Annotated in this window: 12 protein-coding genes; 11 read left to right on the top strand and 1 reads right to left on the bottom strand. The window is 60.4% G+C overall.

The window, feature by feature from the left end:
• Positions 1-536 precede the first annotated feature (536 nt).
• The 4 genes from F6X39_RS33105 (at position 537) to F6X39_RS33090 (ending at position 4,941) form a co-directional block, all read left to right on the top strand.
• Positions 537-2,057 (top strand): mannose-1-phosphate guanylyltransferase/mannose-6-phosphate isomerase, encoded by a 1,521-nt coding sequence (locus tag F6X39_RS33105; protein WP_187619709.1) that lies wholly within the window; start codon positions 537-539, stop codon positions 2,055-2,057.
• Between the two features lie 41 nt (positions 2,058-2,098).
• Positions 2,099-3,481, top strand: coding sequence for an undecaprenyl-phosphate glucose phosphotransferase (locus F6X39_RS33100; RefSeq protein WP_090809184.1), 1,383 nt, complete (start codon positions 2,099-2,101; stop codon positions 3,479-3,481).
• Positions 3,482-3,582: 101 nt separating this feature from the next.
• The gene (locus F6X39_RS33095) at positions 3,583-4,569 is read left to right on the top strand and encodes a sugar-transfer associated ATP-grasp domain-containing protein (RefSeq protein ID WP_262414898.1); all 987 of its coding nucleotides are present in this window, start codon (positions 3,583-3,585) and stop codon (positions 4,567-4,569) included.
• A 36-nt stretch (positions 4,570-4,605) separates the two neighbouring features.
• A complete protein-coding gene (locus F6X39_RS33090) occupies positions 4,606-4,941 on the top strand; it encodes a hypothetical protein (protein ID WP_184064884.1) in 336 nt (111 codons plus the stop codon).
• Positions 4,942-4,963: 22 nt separating this feature from the next.
• On the opposite strand, the gene F6X39_RS33085 is transcribed toward F6X39_RS33090, so the two are convergent.
• The gene (locus tag F6X39_RS33085; protein ID WP_187619707.1) at positions 4,964-5,377 is read right to left on the bottom strand and encodes a hypothetical protein; all 414 of its coding nucleotides are present in this window, start codon (positions 5,375-5,377) and stop codon (positions 4,964-4,966) included.
• 183 nt (positions 5,378-5,560) lie between these two features.
• Between F6X39_RS33085 and F6X39_RS33080 the strand changes: the two genes are divergently transcribed.
• The 7 genes from F6X39_RS33080 to F6X39_RS33050 form a co-directional block, all read left to right on the top strand.
• On the top strand, positions 5,561-5,992 hold the full coding sequence (locus tag F6X39_RS33080; RefSeq protein WP_222945387.1) for a hypothetical protein: 432 nt from the start codon (positions 5,561-5,563) through the stop codon (positions 5,990-5,992).
• A gap of 242 nt (positions 5,993-6,234) precedes the next feature.
• Complete coding sequence (locus F6X39_RS33075; protein ID WP_187619706.1) at positions 6,235-15,045, top strand: hemagglutinin repeat-containing protein; 8,811 nt, start codon at positions 6,235-6,237, stop codon at positions 15,043-15,045.
• A 4-nt stretch (positions 15,046-15,049) separates the two neighbouring features.
• Positions 15,050-15,391 carry a hypothetical protein gene (locus F6X39_RS33070; RefSeq protein WP_187611487.1) on the top strand — a complete coding sequence of 114 codons (342 nt, stop codon included), beginning with the start codon at positions 15,050-15,052 and terminating at the stop codon, positions 15,389-15,391.
• A 1-nt stretch (position 15,392) separates the two neighbouring features.
• A complete protein-coding gene (locus F6X39_RS33065; RefSeq protein ID WP_187619705.1) occupies positions 15,393-15,947 on the top strand; it encodes a suppressor of fused domain protein in 555 nt (184 codons plus the stop codon).
• A 16-nt stretch (positions 15,948-15,963) separates the two neighbouring features.
• Complete coding sequence (locus F6X39_RS33060; RefSeq protein WP_187619704.1) at positions 15,964-16,620, top strand: hypothetical protein; 657 nt, start codon at positions 15,964-15,966, stop codon at positions 16,618-16,620.
• Positions 16,621-16,624: 4 nt separating this feature from the next.
• A complete protein-coding gene (locus F6X39_RS33055) occupies positions 16,625-16,963 on the top strand; it encodes a DUF6572 domain-containing protein (RefSeq protein WP_187619703.1) in 339 nt (112 codons plus the stop codon).
• 81 nt (positions 16,964-17,044) lie between these two features.
• Positions 17,045-17,765, top strand: a 721-nt coding sequence (locus F6X39_RS33050; RefSeq protein ID WP_187619702.1) for a ShlB/FhaC/HecB family hemolysin secretion/activation protein, incomplete at its 3' end; no start/stop codon positions are given.

Below are 17,765 nucleotides of genomic sequence, written 5' to 3'. Positions count from 1 at the left end.
GCGGGGATCACACCGCTGTTTATCTTTGACATGAATGCCACGGGACGTTCATTAAACGGTAGCACGTGTCGCTGCTTATTTCCAATCGCGCGCCCTGCAATAGAAGTGCAAGCTCGTTCGCAAGCTTGTTAAATCAAGTCCGCGAGCACCGCCAAAACTTCCGCGCTTCGCGCCAGATGGGCTGCGTCGCAATGCGGTCTAACTATGATGAATTCATCGGGGCACGATGTCGACTAGATCCGATGCAGGTCGTTTGCCGCATCCGATCTTTCGTTTCAATCGTTTTCCGGTCGTCGTTGTCGAGCAGACCATTGCGATTCGGCCAGTCAGTTTCGGTACTTCCCGATCGAGCCGGATTCGCTGCAGGCGCATGCATCTTTCACTGCGAACTGAACTACTGGTCTGGTCCGTTTGACGCGCACGCCCTGTCATGAATCACATCAGACGGTATTTGCGTGGATCGCGGCACACCGCGTTATGCGGTGTCCTCGAGGGAAACGTGTTCCCGAGCCGGTTTCAATGCGAAGGAGTGAGCGATGGGCAAGGTTACCGCGGCAGCAGCCGCAGCGGATGTCGAAACGATACGACAGGATTCTGCCGAGGCGGAGTTTCCGACGCTGGTGCAGGTGATTCTCGCCGGTGGTTCCGGCACCCGGTTGTGGCCGGTGTCGCGCGAACAGTTTCCAAAACAACTGATCGACGTGATTGGCAATCAGACTTTGCTGCAAGCAACCATGGGGCGCATGGCGGGTTTTGATGGCGCATGGAGCATCGCGGCCGATCCCGTGATCGTCTGCGGAACCGAGCATTATTTCGCCACTTACGAACAGGCGCGCGAGATCGGCGTGCACGCGCGGATCGTGGTCGAACCCGCGCGTCGCGATACGGCGCCGGCATTGACGCTTGCCGCGTTGACGGTATGCGCGGAAGACGAAGACGCCATTCTGGTCGCCATGCCCGCCGACCATGCGATCGCGAATCTCGAAGCGCTTCACCACGCGCTGGACATCGCCGCGAGGCATGCGCGCGACGGCGCGATCGTCACGCTGGGCGTACCGCCCGAACGGCCCGACACGGGCTTCGGTTATATCCGGCTCGGCGACGCGTTGCCAGACGGCGCGCGCCCCATCGAGCGCTTCGTCGAGAAGCCCGCGACGGAACTCGCGGCCCAGTACGTCGCGTCGGGCGATTACTGGTGGAATAGCGGCATCTTCGTCGTGCGAGCGTCGGTTTGGCTCTCCATCATCGAGCAGTTTCAGCCGGACATGCACGCGGCCTGCGTTCAGGCATACCGCGACGCGAAGAAGACTGAAGAATGCATCATGCCGGACGCCGAGGGGTTCCTGGGTTCGCCGTCCGACTCGATCGACTATGCGGTGATGGAACAGCTTGGCAAACCGGAGTCGGCGTTTTCCGGCGTGGTGGTGCCGCTCGAAGCAGGCTGGTCCGATCTCGGCTCGTGGGATGCCGTATGGCAAGCGATGGAGAAGGACGACTGCGGTAACGCGGCCAGCGGCCGCGTGGTGTTCGAAGGGGCTACCGCGACCTACGCACGCTCGCAAGGAGGCAGGCTTCTCGCCTGCGTCGGCACCAACAACATGATCGTGATCGAAACCGACGACGCGGTGCTCGTCGCGGATCGCTCGCATGTGCAGGACATCAAGGGACTCGTGTCGCGGATCAGGGCCGAGAAGTCGCCGGAGGCCGATGCGCACAGAAAAGTGCGTCGCCCGTGGGGCTTTTACGACTCGATCGATCATGGCGAGCGCTTTCAGGTGAAGCGCATCGTCGTGATGCCCGGCGGCCGTCTGTCGTTGCAGATGCATCATCATCGCGCCGAGCATTGGGTCGTGGTGTGTGGAACCGCACACGTCACGCGTGGGGAAGAGCAGTTTCTTCTTGGCGAAAACGAATCGACCTATATCCCGTTGGGTGTTCGCCATCGGCTCGAAAATCCGGGCCGCGTGCCGCTGCAGATCATCGAGGTGCAGTCGGGTACTTATCTCGGCGAAGACGACATCGTTCGTTTCGACGACAAGTACGGGCGTTGTGGCTGATGCGACGGAGTCGACCTGCTACGTCCTATGAGGGGGCTGTGATGCGATTGCTGACTGGTCTACTGGCGAGAGCGTTCGACGTCGCGATGATCGTGGCTGGGGCATTTGCGGCCTCCCAGATCCGCTTCGACGGCGGCTCGCAACGGAGCTTTTATTTCGCCTTCGTCGCTTTTGCCGCGGCGTTCGCTCTCGCGGTCTTTCCGGCGCTCGGCGTCTACCAATCGTGGCGTGGCCGCTCGAAAAGAGTGCTGGCGAGCCAGGTGGCGCTCGGCTGGCTCGTCGTGCAGGCCTGCGCGATGGTGCTGATGTTCTCGCTGCACCGGATCGATTTCGTGTCGCGACTCTGGTTCGTGTACTGGACCGGCATTTCGGGCGCGGCAATGATGGCCGGCCGGCTGGTCACGCATGCGTTGCTTGGGCGCATGCGTCATGCGGGGATGAACTTGCAGCAGGTCGCGGTGGCGGCGTGCGGCGAACATTGCGACGAGATCATCCATAAGATCGAGACGTCGCCCGCGGCCGGCTTTCGCGCGAATGCGCTGTATAACCTGCACCCCGGCTGCTGCATTCCGCCGCGCTCGTCGGTGCAGGTCTTCGAAGAACAGGGTGCGTTCGCTCGCTACGTGCGCGAACAGCAGATCGGCGAAGTGTGGCTGGCGCTGCCGCTCACCGAGGAGCGCGCGATTCTCAAGCTGGTGGCGGAGTTTCGCAACGACCTGATCAATGTGCGCTTCATGCCCGACGTGCGCTCGCTTGCGCTGTTCGAAGGCAGCATGACCGAGTTGCTCGGCTTGCCGACGATCAATCTTGCCGCGTCGCCGCTGCCGCCGAAGGCCTTGGTGCAAAAAGACCTGTTCGATCGTCTGTTCGCGCTCGTTGCGTTGATCGCGATCTCGCCGATACTGCTGGGCTGCGCGATCGCCGTCAAACTGAGTTCGCGCGGGCCGGTGTTCTTCACGCAGCGTCGCAAAGGCGCCGACGGCCGCGTATTTACGATCTACAAGTTCCGCACGATGCGCCTGCACGAGCAGAAGCCGGGCATTCTCGAACAGGCCACGCGCGACGATCCACGCATCACGACCGTCGGCGCGTTCCTGCGCCGCACGAGTCTCGACGAACTACCGCAGTTCTTCAACGTGCTGCGCGGCGATATGTCGGTGGTGGGGCCGCGCCCGCATGCGCTCGAACACGACGATCTCTATCAGAACATCGTATCGGGCTATATCCACCGTTATCGGATCAAACCCGGCATTACCGGCTGGGCGCAGATCAACGGCTATCGCGGCGAAACCGATCGCCTGGAAAAGATGGAGGGCCGCGTCGCTCACGATCTGTACTACCTGCGCAACTGGTCGTTCTGGCTCGACATGAAGATCATTCTGGCCACGATTTTCAAGGGGCTTCATCATCCAAACGCGTACTGAGCATGATGCTATCCGGAGTTGAAAATCTAGTAAGACGATCTGCGAAGCGGGTCTCGCTTTATCGCTTTCACCACGATCACGAATTGCAGGCGAGAAAAATATTGGAGCGACTCGAAAGCAGGTATGGCAAGACCGATCCGAACAAGCTGCGGCTCGCGGACACCTATGCGCGAGACGTGTTCGGCGACCCGGTCTACGCACCCTGGCTGCGCGCTTATACCGCGTTTTGCGGCACCTTCAAGGAAGGCTGGATTCCGGACAACTACTACGGCATCGTCGTCGTGCCGCATATGCAAGGCTGGTACGGCAAGATTTCGAGCCTCAAGCCGATTTCACGGCTGATCTTCGACGGCGACGAATTGCCGGACGTCGCGTACTTTGCCAATGGGCTGTTCTTTACCGACAAGGGCGTCGTGGTGCCCGAGCGCGATCTGACAGACGTCGTGTTCGGGCATACCGAACGCGTCGTATTCAAGCTCGACGGTTCCGGACAGGGCAACGGTGTCTACTTCTTCGACCGTGCCAACTTCGACCCCGCGGTCATCAGGTCGCTCGGCAATGGCGTGGTTCAGACGTTCATCAACCAGCACAGTCTGTTCGCTACGTTTGCTGCGAAGCCGGTGGCGACATTGCGCTTCACGACCGTGGTGGACGAGGCCGGTCGCATTTCCATTCGGGCCTGCTACTTGCGACTCGGCAGAGCGGACGATACGCATGTGCTGAGCGATCGCGAGATATGCGTGCCGGTCGAACTCGAAACGGGCGAACTGTGCGACGAGGGGTATATGAGCGACTGGGCCGCGGTGGACGCGCATCCAGACTCGGGCGCGCGCTTTGCGGGCCTGAAGATTCCATGTTTCGAGAAATGCATGGCCACCGTGCTACGCCTGCACAGGAAGATTCCGTTTGCGCGCTGCATCGGCTGGGATCTCACGGTCGACGCGAACGGCCAGGTCAAGGTGATGGAGTGGAACGGCAAGCACAACGACGTCAAATTCAGCGAGGCGACGCAAGGCCCGTGTTTCGCTGATCTGAACTGGGAACGGCTCAGGGCCGAACCTGAGTTTGCACGGTTGTCACTGGGCTGATCGGGCAGGCCAAAAAAACGTAGTAGGAGACGCGACGTGAGCGAACAGTTATGGTGCGTCCATATCGAAGGACTGAACGACTTCATCGCCGTGGATTCGGAGGAATCGGCGCGGTACGAGGCGTCGCAGATCAATGCGTATATCGATCGCGCCGACAGAAGCTCGCGCGCCGCCCGCTTGCGCGCGGTGGTCGTCGAATGGCCGTATGGCGCCGACGCTCACGCAAGAGCGCTCGATGACGACTGGCACGATCTGCAACGTATGCCACACAGACAGCAGGCCGTCGCGCGGTCCGGCGGCGCGTTGTCGAATCTCGCGCGACGCGTTAGAGAACTGCTGAGCGTCGCGCGCACGGGGAAGGACGATGCGTGAAGCGCGGCTATGGCAAACCGCGTTATGCGGGCAGTGGCACGTCCTCGATCAGATCAGCATTTACCGCGCGAATCCTGCGATCGACAAAATAACCGCCGCCTTCGACATAGCGCATGTACAGTCGCCCGCAGGTCGAGCACTGCCATACGCCGCAGCGGTTGTACGGGAAATAGCGCGGCGCGACCGGCGCATCGGCCGACCAGTAGCGCGTCTTATCTTGCAGATATTCGCTGAAGGTCGGCTCGGGATCATCCTCCGGCACCAGTGTGCCGGTCTTCTCGAACAGCGTTTCGTCGAGCGATAGCGGTTGCGATTGCCAGCCGTCGAGGGGAGTGCCCGTGCATTCGCAAGGCGCGGCGGCGCGTTGTTGCACCGGGCGCCGCTGCGCCGCGCGCGCGAGATCGAGAAGGCTTGCAGCGTTCAGGTAGTGCGCCATGTGGCTTGTGGCAAGGCGCTCATAAGCTGTTCAGCATCCGGGTCGCGCTGCACGTTGACACCCAGCCGCGCTCGAACGTGCTGCTGGCAATCGACGCGAGTGGGGAGGCCTTCGGGCCTGCCGGTTTGGTGTTGCGCCGGTCTGCTAACCCTGTCATGTGCCCGCTCACCCGCTTTCCTATGTGTGACCGGGCCATCCTCAACCATCACCCGGACCGCGTATGACCAAAGCTACCAGGCAACAGCCTTCTTCCCGCCCCCCGTAGACGCGCTTCAGTATGAACGTCTCGCGCTGGCTGCCTTCCATCTTTGCGAACGGCAGGGACAGCAACTTCAACATCTGATTACGCTTGCGACTTTATTGTTCAGGAATCCTTTAACGCCTGAGGAAAGACACGATCAGCGGAATCTGCTTGAGGTCATGATCCATATCGGCGAGGACTACAGGCGCATGAACAATTGCGATCATGAACTGTTCACGGTTCTGGCGCTCGACGCCAAGGGTATTCCGAACCGTCGTCTTACTCCCCGCGATGCGGCGGACCTGCTGGTCGATGCGGCGCAAAGCGTTCAGGACAGACTTGCGACTCTTGGCACGACCACGACGAAGCACTAACTGGCTCTGTCAGCAACCCAATGAAGGCGGCTTGATGCTGCCTTTTTCAATTGCACGGCGAGAAGCACACGCTTCTTCGTTCTACATAATTCATTCGCCTGTATTGGCGTTGCGTGTCTATCAGACGCATCCTGTTTTCAATTTCCGTTGTTGCTTCAGTCGCACCGATTTGACAATTTTTAACTCACCAGAACGGCGCCTTGAGGTATTTTCGGGGAGTTAATAAAAATACGCTACACAGAATGAATAAGAACATGTTCAGGCTGGTTTTCAGCCAATGTAGAGGTATGCTGGTCGCGGTTGAGGAAACGGCGAGCGGCGCACGCAAGACCGATCAGGAAGAAGTAGCAGGCGCGGCACATATCGCTCAATCGAGCGGGCGGCATGCTTTCCGGTTCGCGCTGCACCCTGTGGCATTTGCCGTGCTGGTGGGGCTGGGCGGCGCGTTGTTTGCCCCGATGCTCGCCCATGCGCAGATTGTGCCGGGTGGTACCCATGCGCCGTCCGTGATCCAGACACAGAATGGTCTGCCACAGGTTGACATTAACCGTCCGTCTTCGGCTGGTGTATCCGTAAATACATACGGACAGTTCGACGTACAGAAAAACGGCGCAATTCTCAATAATTCGCCCGTTATCACCGGCACGCAGCAGGCCGGGCAGATCAATGGCAACCCGAACTTTGGGGCGAACCAGGCCGCGCGCATCATCCTGAACCAGGTCAACAGCAGCGCGGCGAGTCAGATCAACGGCCATCTCGAAGTTGCAGGGCAACGCGCAGAGGTGGTGATCGCTAACGGCTCCGGCATTTCGGTGAATGGCGGCGGCTTTCTGAATACCTCGCGTGCCATTCTGACGACCGGTACGCCGAACTTCGCACCCGATGGTTCGCTCACCGGTTTTAGTGTAAGGGGCGGCAACATCACCGTGCAAGGCGCGGGACTCGACGGTTCGACTGTGGACCAGGTTGACCTCCTGGCCCGCGCGGTGCAGGTCAATGCGGAGGTGTACGCCGGAAAGAGCCTGAATGTTATCACGGGCGCAAACCAGATCGGTCACGACTCACTTGCGTTCACGCCGATCGCAGGCGACGGACCCGCACCAGCCGTCTCGATTGATGTGAGCCAGCTGGGAGGGATGTACAGCGGGCGGATTTTTCTGGCGAGCAACGAGTATGGCGTAGGTGTTTCGAACCAGGGCGTGATCGCCGCGCAGGCGGGCGACCTGACGCTGCAATCGAACGGTCTGTTAGCTCTCACCGGCAAGACGAGCGCAAGCGGCAATCTTGCCGCAACCGGCGGCGATATCCAGAACAGTGGCACGACTTACGCGCAGCAAAGCGCGACGCTCTCGGCCAGCGGTACGGTCACGAACAGCGGCATGGTTGCCGCGCAGCAGAATACTTCCCTGAGCGCTGGCTCGGTGACTTCGACTGGCACGCTCGCGGCGGGCGTGAACGGCGACGGCTCGCTCGCGCAGACCGGCGACCTGGACGTAACGGCATCCGGCCAGTTGAACGCCAATGGCCAGAATGTCGCAGGTGGTAGTGCGTCGCTCTCAGGCAGCGGCGTGAATCTCGCTGGCAGTCGCACGTCGGCGAACGGCGCGCTTTCACTCGCTGCGAACAGCGGTGACCTGAACCTGTCGGGCGCAACCGCGACGGCGGGCGGAGCGCTTGACGCGCGTGCGGCCGGTACGCTCACGAACGACAACGGCGCAATGTCGTCGGGTGGTGCGCAAACCATCACTGCGGGCGCACTCTCGAACCACAATGGCCAGATCGTTTCGGGTGGCACGCTGACCGAGTCCGTTACGGGCGCAATCAATAACCAGGGCGGCACGATGCAGGCCGCGGGCGCGCTTTCTTCGTCGAGTGGTTCGCTCGATAACTCGGGCGGGAGCGTCGCATCGCTAAACGCAGACGGCGTTTCCATCACGACGACCGGCCTGCTCAACAACGGCGCGGGCGGCGCTATCGGCGGCAACGGGAACGTCAGCATCCAGTCAGGACAGGTCGCCAATGCAGGGTCTATCACTGCGGTCCAGAGCCTGATTGCGTCGGCCGTGCAGGCTCTGTTCAACAGCGGCACGTTCGCGACCAATGCGAACATGACGCTTTCGGCCGGCACGACGCTGACGAACACCGGCCGGTTTGGCGCGGCCCGCGCGCTCACACTTCTCGCCGCGACGTTCGACAACAGCGGCGGGACGACCAGCGCCGACCAGTTCACGCTGCACGCCGCTAACCTTGTGAACCACGGCGGCACGGTCACGCAGACCGGAACTGGCGCGACGACGCTCGACGTGACCGGCACGCTTGACAACTCGGCAGGCGGCACACTCCAGACCAACAGCACGGACCTGACTCTTGCACCAGCCGCGCTCGACAACGATGGCGGCACGATTACGCATGCCGGGACCGGCAAGCTGTCGATCAATTCGGGTAATGGTGCTGGCGAAGTATCCAACGTCGGCGGCAGGATTGCCACGAACGGCGAGGTCTCGATTCAGGGCGGCGCGCTCGATAACGCATCGGGTTCGGTGATCGCACAGAACGGCCTGACGGCAACAGTCGGCGGGGAACTGGACAACACGAACGGCAAGCTGCTGTCGAACACGGATACGAACATCACGAGCGGCACGCTCAACAATAACGGCGGCCAGATCGGTGCGGGTACGAAGGAAACCATCAGCACGGGCTCGCTGATCAATGACGGAGGCTCGATTGTCGCGCCCGACCTCACGCTGACGACGGGCACGACGCTCGACAATGGCGGCGGCGATATTGAGGCAAACCAGCTCGCACTGAAAGCGACGGACCTGCTGAACCACGGCGGCACGATCACGCAGTATGGCCCGTCGTCGATGGGCTTCAGCATCAGCGGCACGTTCGACAATTCAAACGGCGGCACGCTGCAAACGAACAGCGTGGACTTCACGCTCGCGCCCGGTGCACTCGTCAACGACTACGGCACTATTCTCAATGCCGGTACGGGCACGCTGACAATCGCACCCGGTTATGGCGCAGGCGTTTTTTCGAACATCGGCGGCAAGATCATTGCGGCGGGGCAGATCGCAGTGCAGGCGGCAAGCCTGAACAATCTATATGGCGTGCTCGCGGCACAAGGCAATATCGCTGCGAACATCGCGGGCGACCTGAACAACACGCAAGGCTCGGTTCGTTCTCTCTCGTCGCTGTCTCTCGCCAGCGGCGGCACGCTGACGAACACGAACGGACAGATCCAGTCCGGCACGGGCGGGACGGGTGACGCGAGCACGCTCGCCATTCAGGCCGCGTCGGTCAATAACGCGAACGGTCTCGTCAGCAATCTCGGCACGGGCGACATGACCGTGCAAGGCGGCAGTCAGACCGTCAACAGTGGCGGCGTGATGACGGGCAACGGTAACGTGGCCGTCGACACGTCATCGCTCTCCAATACGCAGGGCGGTCAACTGAGCGGCGCGAGCCTCGCGGTTCAGGCGGAGATCGTGGACAACAGCGGCGGCCAGATCGGCAACCTTGCCGGGTCGAATGGCGATGTCGCAATCACGACGACCGGCGCGCTGACGAACGCGAACGGCCAGATTGGCGCGACGCATGACCTTGCCGTGAATGCCGCGACGCTGACGGGCGGCGGTGCCTACAGCGCGGCCAATGACGTTGCAGTGAGCGTTCAGGGCGATTTTGCGCCCACGCCAGATGTGCAGTTCAACGCCGGTCATGACCTGTCCTTTACCCTGCCGGGCACGTTCAGCAATGGCGCGCTGGTTGAGGCGGCGAACAACCTGAACATCAATGCCGCCGACGTCCAGAATAGCGGCCTCATGATGGCGGGCGGCACGCTCGCGACGCATTCGAACACGCTGGAGAACACAGGGACGATGGTCGGCGGCAGCGTCTCGCTGAACGCCACGCAATCAATTACAAACGTCGGGCCGACCGCACTGATCGGTGCGACGGACAGTAACGGAACGCTCGAACTGCTGTCGAACGACATCGAGAACCGCGACGACACGACGACGACCGACACCCAGGCGACGACGGCGATTTACGGTCTTGGCAAGGTGGTACTGGCGGGCGGAAAGAATGCGGACGGCAGTTACACGAACGCTAGCCTGATCCGCAACCAGTCGGCGCTGATCGAGTCGGCCGGCGACATGGAACTGCACGCCGCTCAGGTGACGAACACGCGCACGACGATGACCACGACGGGCCTGAATCAGTCGGTCGATCCGGCCCTGCTCGCGCAGCTCGGCATCAGCCTGTCGGGCTGCACGGCGGTCGACATGGCCGCCTGCTCCGGTCAGGACATAGGCTGGGGCATCTCCCAGCCGGATAACCCGGCATTCCTGACCATGATTGGCGGTGTGTACACGATCCCGCCGCACGGCGGTCAGTGGAATAGCGGCTACCAGTACACGACCTATACGGGCGAAGCACTCGCGAACCTGATTGCGAGCATCAGTCCGCAGGCGCAAATCATGGCCGGCGGCAATCTGGACGCGTCGAAGGTCGGCCTGTTCCAGAACTACTGGAGCGCGGTCGCGGCAGTGGGCAATATCGCCGCGCCTGCCACGCTCGACCAGAATAGCTGGCAGGGGCAGAGCGCGCCCGAAGTGCAGGTCACGTACTCGGGCTACTACCACTACAACAACTACGACAACACCGAACACAACTGGACGCTACCGTTTGGCGATGCGCCGTTTGTTGGCTCACGGCCGGGCGGCTATACCCAGGCGGCACCGGCTGATATCCGCTCTTACGCGCTCCCGAGCTACGAGTCGAGCTTCGTCGCGGGCGGAACGCTTTCCGGCACGGGCGTGAACATCGATAACACGGCGGGCAACGCGGGCATTCCGTCGCTCGGTCTTGCCCCCGGTCAGTCGCTGGGCGGCGTCACTGTCGGCGGCGTGAGCGGCAACGCGAATGGCACGAAGGCCGGGGCAGCTTCGGTCAACGGCGGCGGCAGTATGGTCAATCCGGTCATTGCCAATGCGACTGCGCAGAACGTGCTGCAAAACCTCTCGATTCCCCAGGGCGGACTGTTCAGCCCCGCGACCGCACCGGGTGCAACCTACCTGATCGAGACCAACCCGGCGTTCACGAACCAGAAGACGTTCATATCGAGCGACTACTACCTGCAACAGCTTGGCCTGAATCCGCAGACGACGGAAAAGCGCCTGGGCGATGGATTCTACGAACAGCAACTGGTTCGGAACCAGATTACGTCGCTCACCGGCAAGGCGGTACTCGGTCCGTACACCGACCTTCAGTCGATGTATCAGGCGATGCTCGACGCGGGCGCGTCGCTGTCGAAGTCGCTTGATCTGCCGCTCGGCATGAGCCTGTCGGCTGAACAGGTGGCAGCGCTCACGAGCAACGTGATCATCATGCAGACCGAGACCGTCAACGGGCAACAGGTACTCGTGCCCGTCGTCTATCTCGCGAAGGCCAGCCAGCAGGACATGAACGGGCCGTTGATTGCGGCGACCGACATCGACCTTCAGAACACGCAGACCTTCAGCAATAGCGGCACGGTACAGGCGAGCAACACACTGTCGATTCAGGGCCAGCAGATCGACAACGCGTTCGGCAAGCTGCAAAGCGGCGGCCTGATGTCGCTGGCGACCACCGGCAATGTTGACCTGACCTCGGCCACCGTGAACGCGGGCAGCCTCGCGCTGAACGCGGGCGGCGACCTGTTGCTGAACACGGCGGTCAAGACCGTTGATCAGGTTAGCGCGACGGGTGCGACGCGCACCACGACGACGCTCGGCCCTGTTGCGAACCTGAACGTGGCGGGCGATGCTGTGATCGTCACGGGCGGCAACGTCGAGCAGAACGCGGGCAACCTGAGCGTGGGCGGCAACCTCGGTATGGCCGTGGGCGGGAACTACGATATTGGTTCGGTACAGACTGGCGAACATAAGATCGTCGAGCGCGCGAACGGCGTGTCGAACACCAGCCTCAACCAGACGACAGGCAGTTCGATCAATGTCGGCGGCGTTTCGCAGATTGGCGTCGGCGGCGATCTGACGGCGACGGGCGCGAACATCAATCTCGCGGGCGGCGGCACGCTTGCTGCGAATGGCAATGTGAACTTGCAGGCGGCAAAATCAACTTCAACAGTTGACAGCAACAGTTCCGGTAGCGATAGCCACGTTAGTTACTCGGAGTCGTCGCACCGCTCGGACGATACGCTCACGGCTACGACGCTCAATGCAGGCAATTCGCTGACCGTTGTATCAGGCAAGGATATTAATGTCACGGGCAGCGCGATCAGTCTCGACCAGGGAACCGCGACGCTCGCCGCAGCCGGTAACGTCAACATCGGTGCGGCAACGGAAACGCACGTCGACAACGAACAGGAGCAGCACAGCCACAGCAATATCGTAAGCGGCAAGGAAGTGGCGAGTTCGAGCAACACCACCGCCACGCTCTCGCAGGGCAGCATGGTTTCCGCAGACGCCGTGACTATCGCCAGTGGCAACGACATCAGCGTCAAGGGCAGCACGATTGTCGGGACGAACGATGTCGCGCTCAGTGCCGCGCATGACGTGAATATCACCACGTCACAGGACACCATGCAGTCGTCCAGCACCTATGAGGAGACGCGAACGGGTCTGGGAACAAGCGGGTTGAGCGTCACGGTCGGCACCAACAAACTCGCGATGACCGATGAGGCATCGAGTGTCACGAACAACGCGAGCACAATCGGTTCGTTGAACGGCGACCTGTCGATCCAGGCGGGCAACACCCTGCACGTCACGGGCAGCGATCTTGTCGCAGGCGGGAACCTCGCCGGAACGGCGGCGAACGTCATCATCGACGCGGCTACCGATACCTCGCACCAGGCGCAGACGCAAAAGACGAGCAGCAGCGGCCTCACGATTGGTCTGGCGGGTTCGGTCGGCGATGCGATCAACAACGCGTATTCGGAAAGTCAGGCAGCGAAGAATTCGACCAGCACGGGCAACGAACGTGCGGCTGCGCTGCATAGCATTGCGGCGGCGGGCGACGTTGCCTTGACCGGCCTGACCTCTGCGGGCATGACAGCGGACGGCAAGCCGGATATTGGCATCAAGGTCAGCATCGGGTCCAGCAAGAGCGAAAGCCAGTCGTCGGAAGATCAAACGGTGCAACGCGGCTCCAGCGTGCAGGCAGGCGGCACGGCGGGATTCGTGGCGACGAACGGCGACCTGACTATCGCCGGGTCGAACATTAGCGCGAACGATGTCATTCTGGCGGCGAAAAACCAGGTGAACGTCATTAACACGACCGACACCGATTCGACGCGTAGCTCGAACAGTTCCAGCAGCGCAAGCGTTGGCGTGCAGTACACGCTGGGCGGCGGCTTTGGCGTTTCGGCTGCAATGTCGAACGCGCATGGCGACGCGAACAGCGACGCGTCAATCCAGAATGCTTCGCATGTGAACGGCGCGAACAGCGTCACGGTGATATCGGGCGGCGACACGAACATCATCGGCTCGCAGATCAACGGCAAGCAGATCGCGGCTGACGTGGGCGGCAACCTGAATATCGTGAGTGTGCAGGATGTGACGAACAGCGCTGCGCACCAGAGCAGCACGAGCGGCGGATTCACGATCAGCCAGGGCGGTGGCAGCGCCAGCTTCAGCGCGCAGAACGGCCATGCCGATTCGAACTATGCAGGCGTCAACGAACAGGCCGGGATAAATGCCGGGGACGGTGGATTCAACATCAATGTCAAGGGCAACACGGATCTGACGGGCGGTGTGATATCGAGCACGGCCGACGCGTCGCAGAACAGCCTGACGACCGGCACGCTCACGTTCAGCGACATCCAGAACCAGTCCCACTATGACGCCAACAGCAACGGCATCAGTGCGGGCGTGGGCTTTGGAGGTAACACCGGCAAGGCGGTTGGCCCCGGTTCGGTGAGCGGCCATCCAGGCGTGTCGCCGATGATTTCGCAGAACGAAAGCGGCGATCAGAGCGCAACGACGCGCAGCGCGATCAGCGCGGGTACGATCAACCTGACGAACGGCGCGGACCAGACGCAGGACGTTGCGAACCTGTCGCGCGACACGACGAACACGAACGGGACGGTTGCGAAAACGCCGGACGTGAACGCTATCCTTTCGCAGCAGGCCGACACGATGCAGGCTGCACAGGCGGCGGGTCAGGCGGTGTCGCAAGGTATCGGTGCGTATGCGGATATGAAGCGCGACGAAGCGGCGGCGGCCTACAAGGCCGCGTCCGATCGCGGCGACAGCGAAGGCATGGCCGCAGCAGCGGCTGACTACAACAACTGGAAGGAGGGTGGTGATTCGCGCGCCGAACTGCACGTTGCGGGCGGTGCGCTGATTGGTGGGCTCGGTGGCGGTAGCGCGTTCAGCACGATTGGAGGCGCTGCTGGCGCGGGCGTGGCGTCGAAGATGGCCGGTTCGCTGAACGATATCTCTAAGGGTGTAGCGTCAGCGACGGGATCGGAGCTGATCGGCAATCTCGCGGCCAACATTGCAGCGGGCGTCGGTGGAGCTGTCGTCGGCGGTACGGCCGGCGCGGCGATGGCATCGAATGTGCAACTGTACAACCAGTCGATGGATGATGAGCGTGCGTTGACGGGCGACCCTGGGAAGAAATCGCCGTCTCTGTTCTCTCTGGCACTGCAAGGCATTGCGAACGGCTTGAATGCGATAGTTGGTATGGGTGGTGGCGTGCCGCCTGCTGCTAGTCCGGGGATGGTGCTGGCGAATGGCGCGGGCCAAGCTCTCGTTGCGGGCGCTGGATCAGCGGCGTACCAACCTGACATCGCGACGTTGAACGCTGGCGGCAACGGAGGAAACGGCCGCCAAGCTAATCCGTCGAAAGCTGATAGTCCGATTTGGCAAGGTCTGAGTAACGCAGGCAATGGCGTAAAGACTGATGGAAAGCTGCTCTATGAATGGGACTACACTCATAACGATATTGAGGTCTACAACAAACGAGGGGTGCATTTGGGGTCGGCGGACCCGATGACGGGTGAACTGTACAAGGATGCCGTTCCTGGTCGCAAGCTAAATAATCGTTAAGGCCATGAAAAAGTACGACGTATTGCAAGACCTGATTGAAGGGAAGATTACGGAAGAGAATGCCGAAGACATTCTCAGCGAGATTTTGGAAGACATGAACAGAACTGTTCCAGTTCATGAGCTTCTAGGTATGTCTCGATACGAGTGGACCGCATATGGACACGGAGCGGACTTCCAGAACATCGCAAACTGGCGTGCTCATGGATGGCCGAACCAGTGCTTCATCTGCGGGCAACCGATCAATGTCGAGCAATTTGGATGGCTCACTCGCGAACATGAAGGCCGTATGCAGTTGAGACACGTTATTTGCCCGAAATCGCGTGGTGCGAATCCAGCAGGCCAATAACATGACAATCATTGAACATCTGGAAACGAATCTTGGCCTTATCGCTGAAGGCTGGAAAGACGATTCGGCAACTGGCGACGTGCTCCAGGTAGTGCGTTTCGCGGACCAACCATGCAAAGGTGCGTCAACGTTCTCAACTATTGGCCTAAGCGAATCCAAGGTTTTGCTTTCCAAGGGTAAGTATTGCCGCCAGGAATTCATATTCGCTGCATGGGATAGCTACCCAGCCGCACATGTCGCATCGTTCCTGCTGACCTTCGCCACATATGTCAGGGACCAAAAGCGGCCATTACTGCGCGGCGACGTAGTCGGGCCAAGTGTTCCGCTGATACCGGGGGTGGCGGCGGATTCAATATATGCGACGAGCCCGGTCATTTTTCCTGAGCCGCTGGTTTGTTACGATGGCGACGCAATCCCGACGGTAATTGTGTGGCTCGTCCCGTTGATCGAAGCGGAATGCTTGTTCGTAAAAGAGCACGGATGGAACCGATTCGAAGATGCGCTTGAAAACGCCAATCCCGATCTGTTTGATCTGAGTCGGTTATCCATCGTATAGGCGCGTAAATCAGATCATGACTGAAGTGAAAACGAACTTTCAGGGACTCTTCGGACATCCCGATATCGTAGTCTCGTTACCATCCGGTCCAGCGTTCGGAGCAGAACCGGTACTCTCTTACTTTGAAGATGCAGTTCGACAGGGGACTGTCTTCAAGGCGGGAAAAACCGTTCAGATGGGTTGGATGATGCTAATGCTGAAGTCCACTGAAACTGGTGAGCTGGACGTTTGGGAACCTCGGTTCAGTGAGGTTCCGATTGTTTGGGAACGCGGCGCAAGCAAAACGTACAGACAATTGATCGTTCAAAAGAGCGTCGCGGAACTGTTGGGTGTAGAGCCTTCGTTCCCCTCGTTGAGACAGTCTGGAGTCATCTCCCCCGACTTCATTGAGGCGAAGAATTTTCAGATGTTCCGCGATCCGCCGAAGGGCACTGGTTCAGGATGGCTGTTCACGACTGAAGAGAATACTTCTGGCGATGGACGTTTAGCGTCACTGTTTGAGATCGCGAGCAAGCGGCCGGAAGTAATTCAGTTTCTGGCGTTGCCTGCTTCGTCGTCGGCCATACTCAAAGACGGTCACGTAAAAATCACTTTTGGCAAAGAGGAAGTCAGTTCGGATTCAAGCGAACTACTGAGACGACTGCCGGCAAGTGACCTTATTGGGTCAATCTAAGTAAATGTCGATTTCTGAAACGAACGTAGTTGACTTTATCGGTGTTGATCCGGCTAAAAAGATCGTGCGCCTGGCAATTTCTGACCATTTTGCATGGGATGACCCCGAAGAAGAAAAGGAACATCTTTGGCTTTTGCAAGAGAAGATCAATTCTTACCTTCGGTTCGTAGAGGGCGGCGAGCTGTATCAAAACTACCCCGATGCTACCGGCGCCAGATGTGAAATCGAGCTTGTTTCGAAATATCCCTTGTCGGTCGCAGGAGTTCGCTTCTTTGAACAAGCAAGGTCGATAGTTCAAGCGGCAGGTTTTGACTTGCTATACAGGGTATTCACCCCCCGATAAATCCACCCGGCTGTTGACCGTACGCGAACCCTATATAAGGTTCGCGATGCGGCCATATAGGCATCACGAAATTATTTAACAATGAAAATCAGCAAGAGCCTGGCGGCGCTGCCGCTTACGGCTTTGGTATCGTTCGCGTCAAACGCTCAACAAGCGCCTACGCCAGCCGACACCGCAGCAGCGGCACGCGCGAACGCCGAGCAGAGCCAGCAGGTCGAGCAGCAACGCAATGCACAGGAACGCAATGCCACTGTCAATGCGCCCTCGGTGCGTTCGAAGGTTGAGCACGCCTCTGTCTGGCCTGATCTGCCGGCTGAAACGCCGTGCTTCCGCATTGACTCGTTCGTGCTTGACGTGCCAGCGTCGCTACCCGATGCCGTCCGCTCGCAAGGCGCATCTGCATTGCCTTTGGACCGCTTCGCGTTCGCGCGCGAATGGCTTGACCACTACACGGGCCAATGTGTAGGCAAGGCGGGACTCGACACGCTCACGAAGGGACTGCAGCAGGCTATTCTCGGTCGCGGCTACATCACCACGCGCGTACTGCTGCCTGAGCAGGACCTGTCAAGCGGCGTGCTGAAGTTCGCACTGGTGCCGGGTGTCGTGCGAACGATCCGCTTTGCCGATCCCGCCACGCGCGGCACATGGAAAACCGCCTTCCCGGCCCGCGACGGCGACATGCTGAACCTGCGCGACCTCGAACAGGGACTGGAACAGATGAAGCGCGTCAGCAGTCAGGACGTGGACATGAAAATCGAACCCACTGACGTACCGGGCGAAAGCGATGTGGTCGTGACGGTAA

The sequence above is a fragment of the Paraburkholderia sp. UCT2 genome, from assembly GCF_014397665.1.
GTDB classification, from domain to species: Bacteria; Pseudomonadota; Gammaproteobacteria; order Burkholderiales; family Burkholderiaceae; genus Paraburkholderia; species Paraburkholderia tuberum.
This window is presented reverse-complemented; position numbering and strand designations above follow the sequence as displayed.

Excerpts from the sequence above, each read along its gene's own strand:
- F6X39_RS33065 (WP_187619705.1), top strand. The coding sequence starts at position 15,393 with ATGACAATCATTGAACATCTGGAAACGAATCTTGGCCTTATCGCTGAA.
- F6X39_RS33055 (WP_187619703.1), top strand. The coding sequence starts at position 16,625 with ATGTCGATTTCTGAAACGAACGTAGTTGACTTTATCGGTGTTGATCCG.
- F6X39_RS33100 (WP_090809184.1), top strand. The coding sequence starts at position 2,099 with ATGCGATTGCTGACTGGTCTACTGGCGAGAGCGTTCGACGTCGCGATG.
- F6X39_RS33085 (WP_187619707.1), bottom strand. The coding sequence starts at position 5,377 with ATGGCGCACTACCTGAACGCTGCAAGCCTTCTCGATCTCGCGCGCGCG.
- F6X39_RS33105 (WP_187619709.1), top strand. The coding sequence starts at position 537 with ATGGGCAAGGTTACCGCGGCAGCAGCCGCAGCGGATGTCGAAACGATA.
- F6X39_RS33070 (WP_187611487.1), top strand. The coding sequence starts at position 15,050 with ATGAAAAAGTACGACGTATTGCAAGACCTGATTGAAGGGAAGATTACG.
- F6X39_RS33075 (WP_187619706.1), top strand. The coding sequence starts at position 6,235 with ATGAATAAGAACATGTTCAGGCTGGTTTTCAGCCAATGTAGAGGTATG.
- F6X39_RS33060 (WP_187619704.1), top strand. The coding sequence starts at position 15,964 with ATGACTGAAGTGAAAACGAACTTTCAGGGACTCTTCGGACATCCCGAT.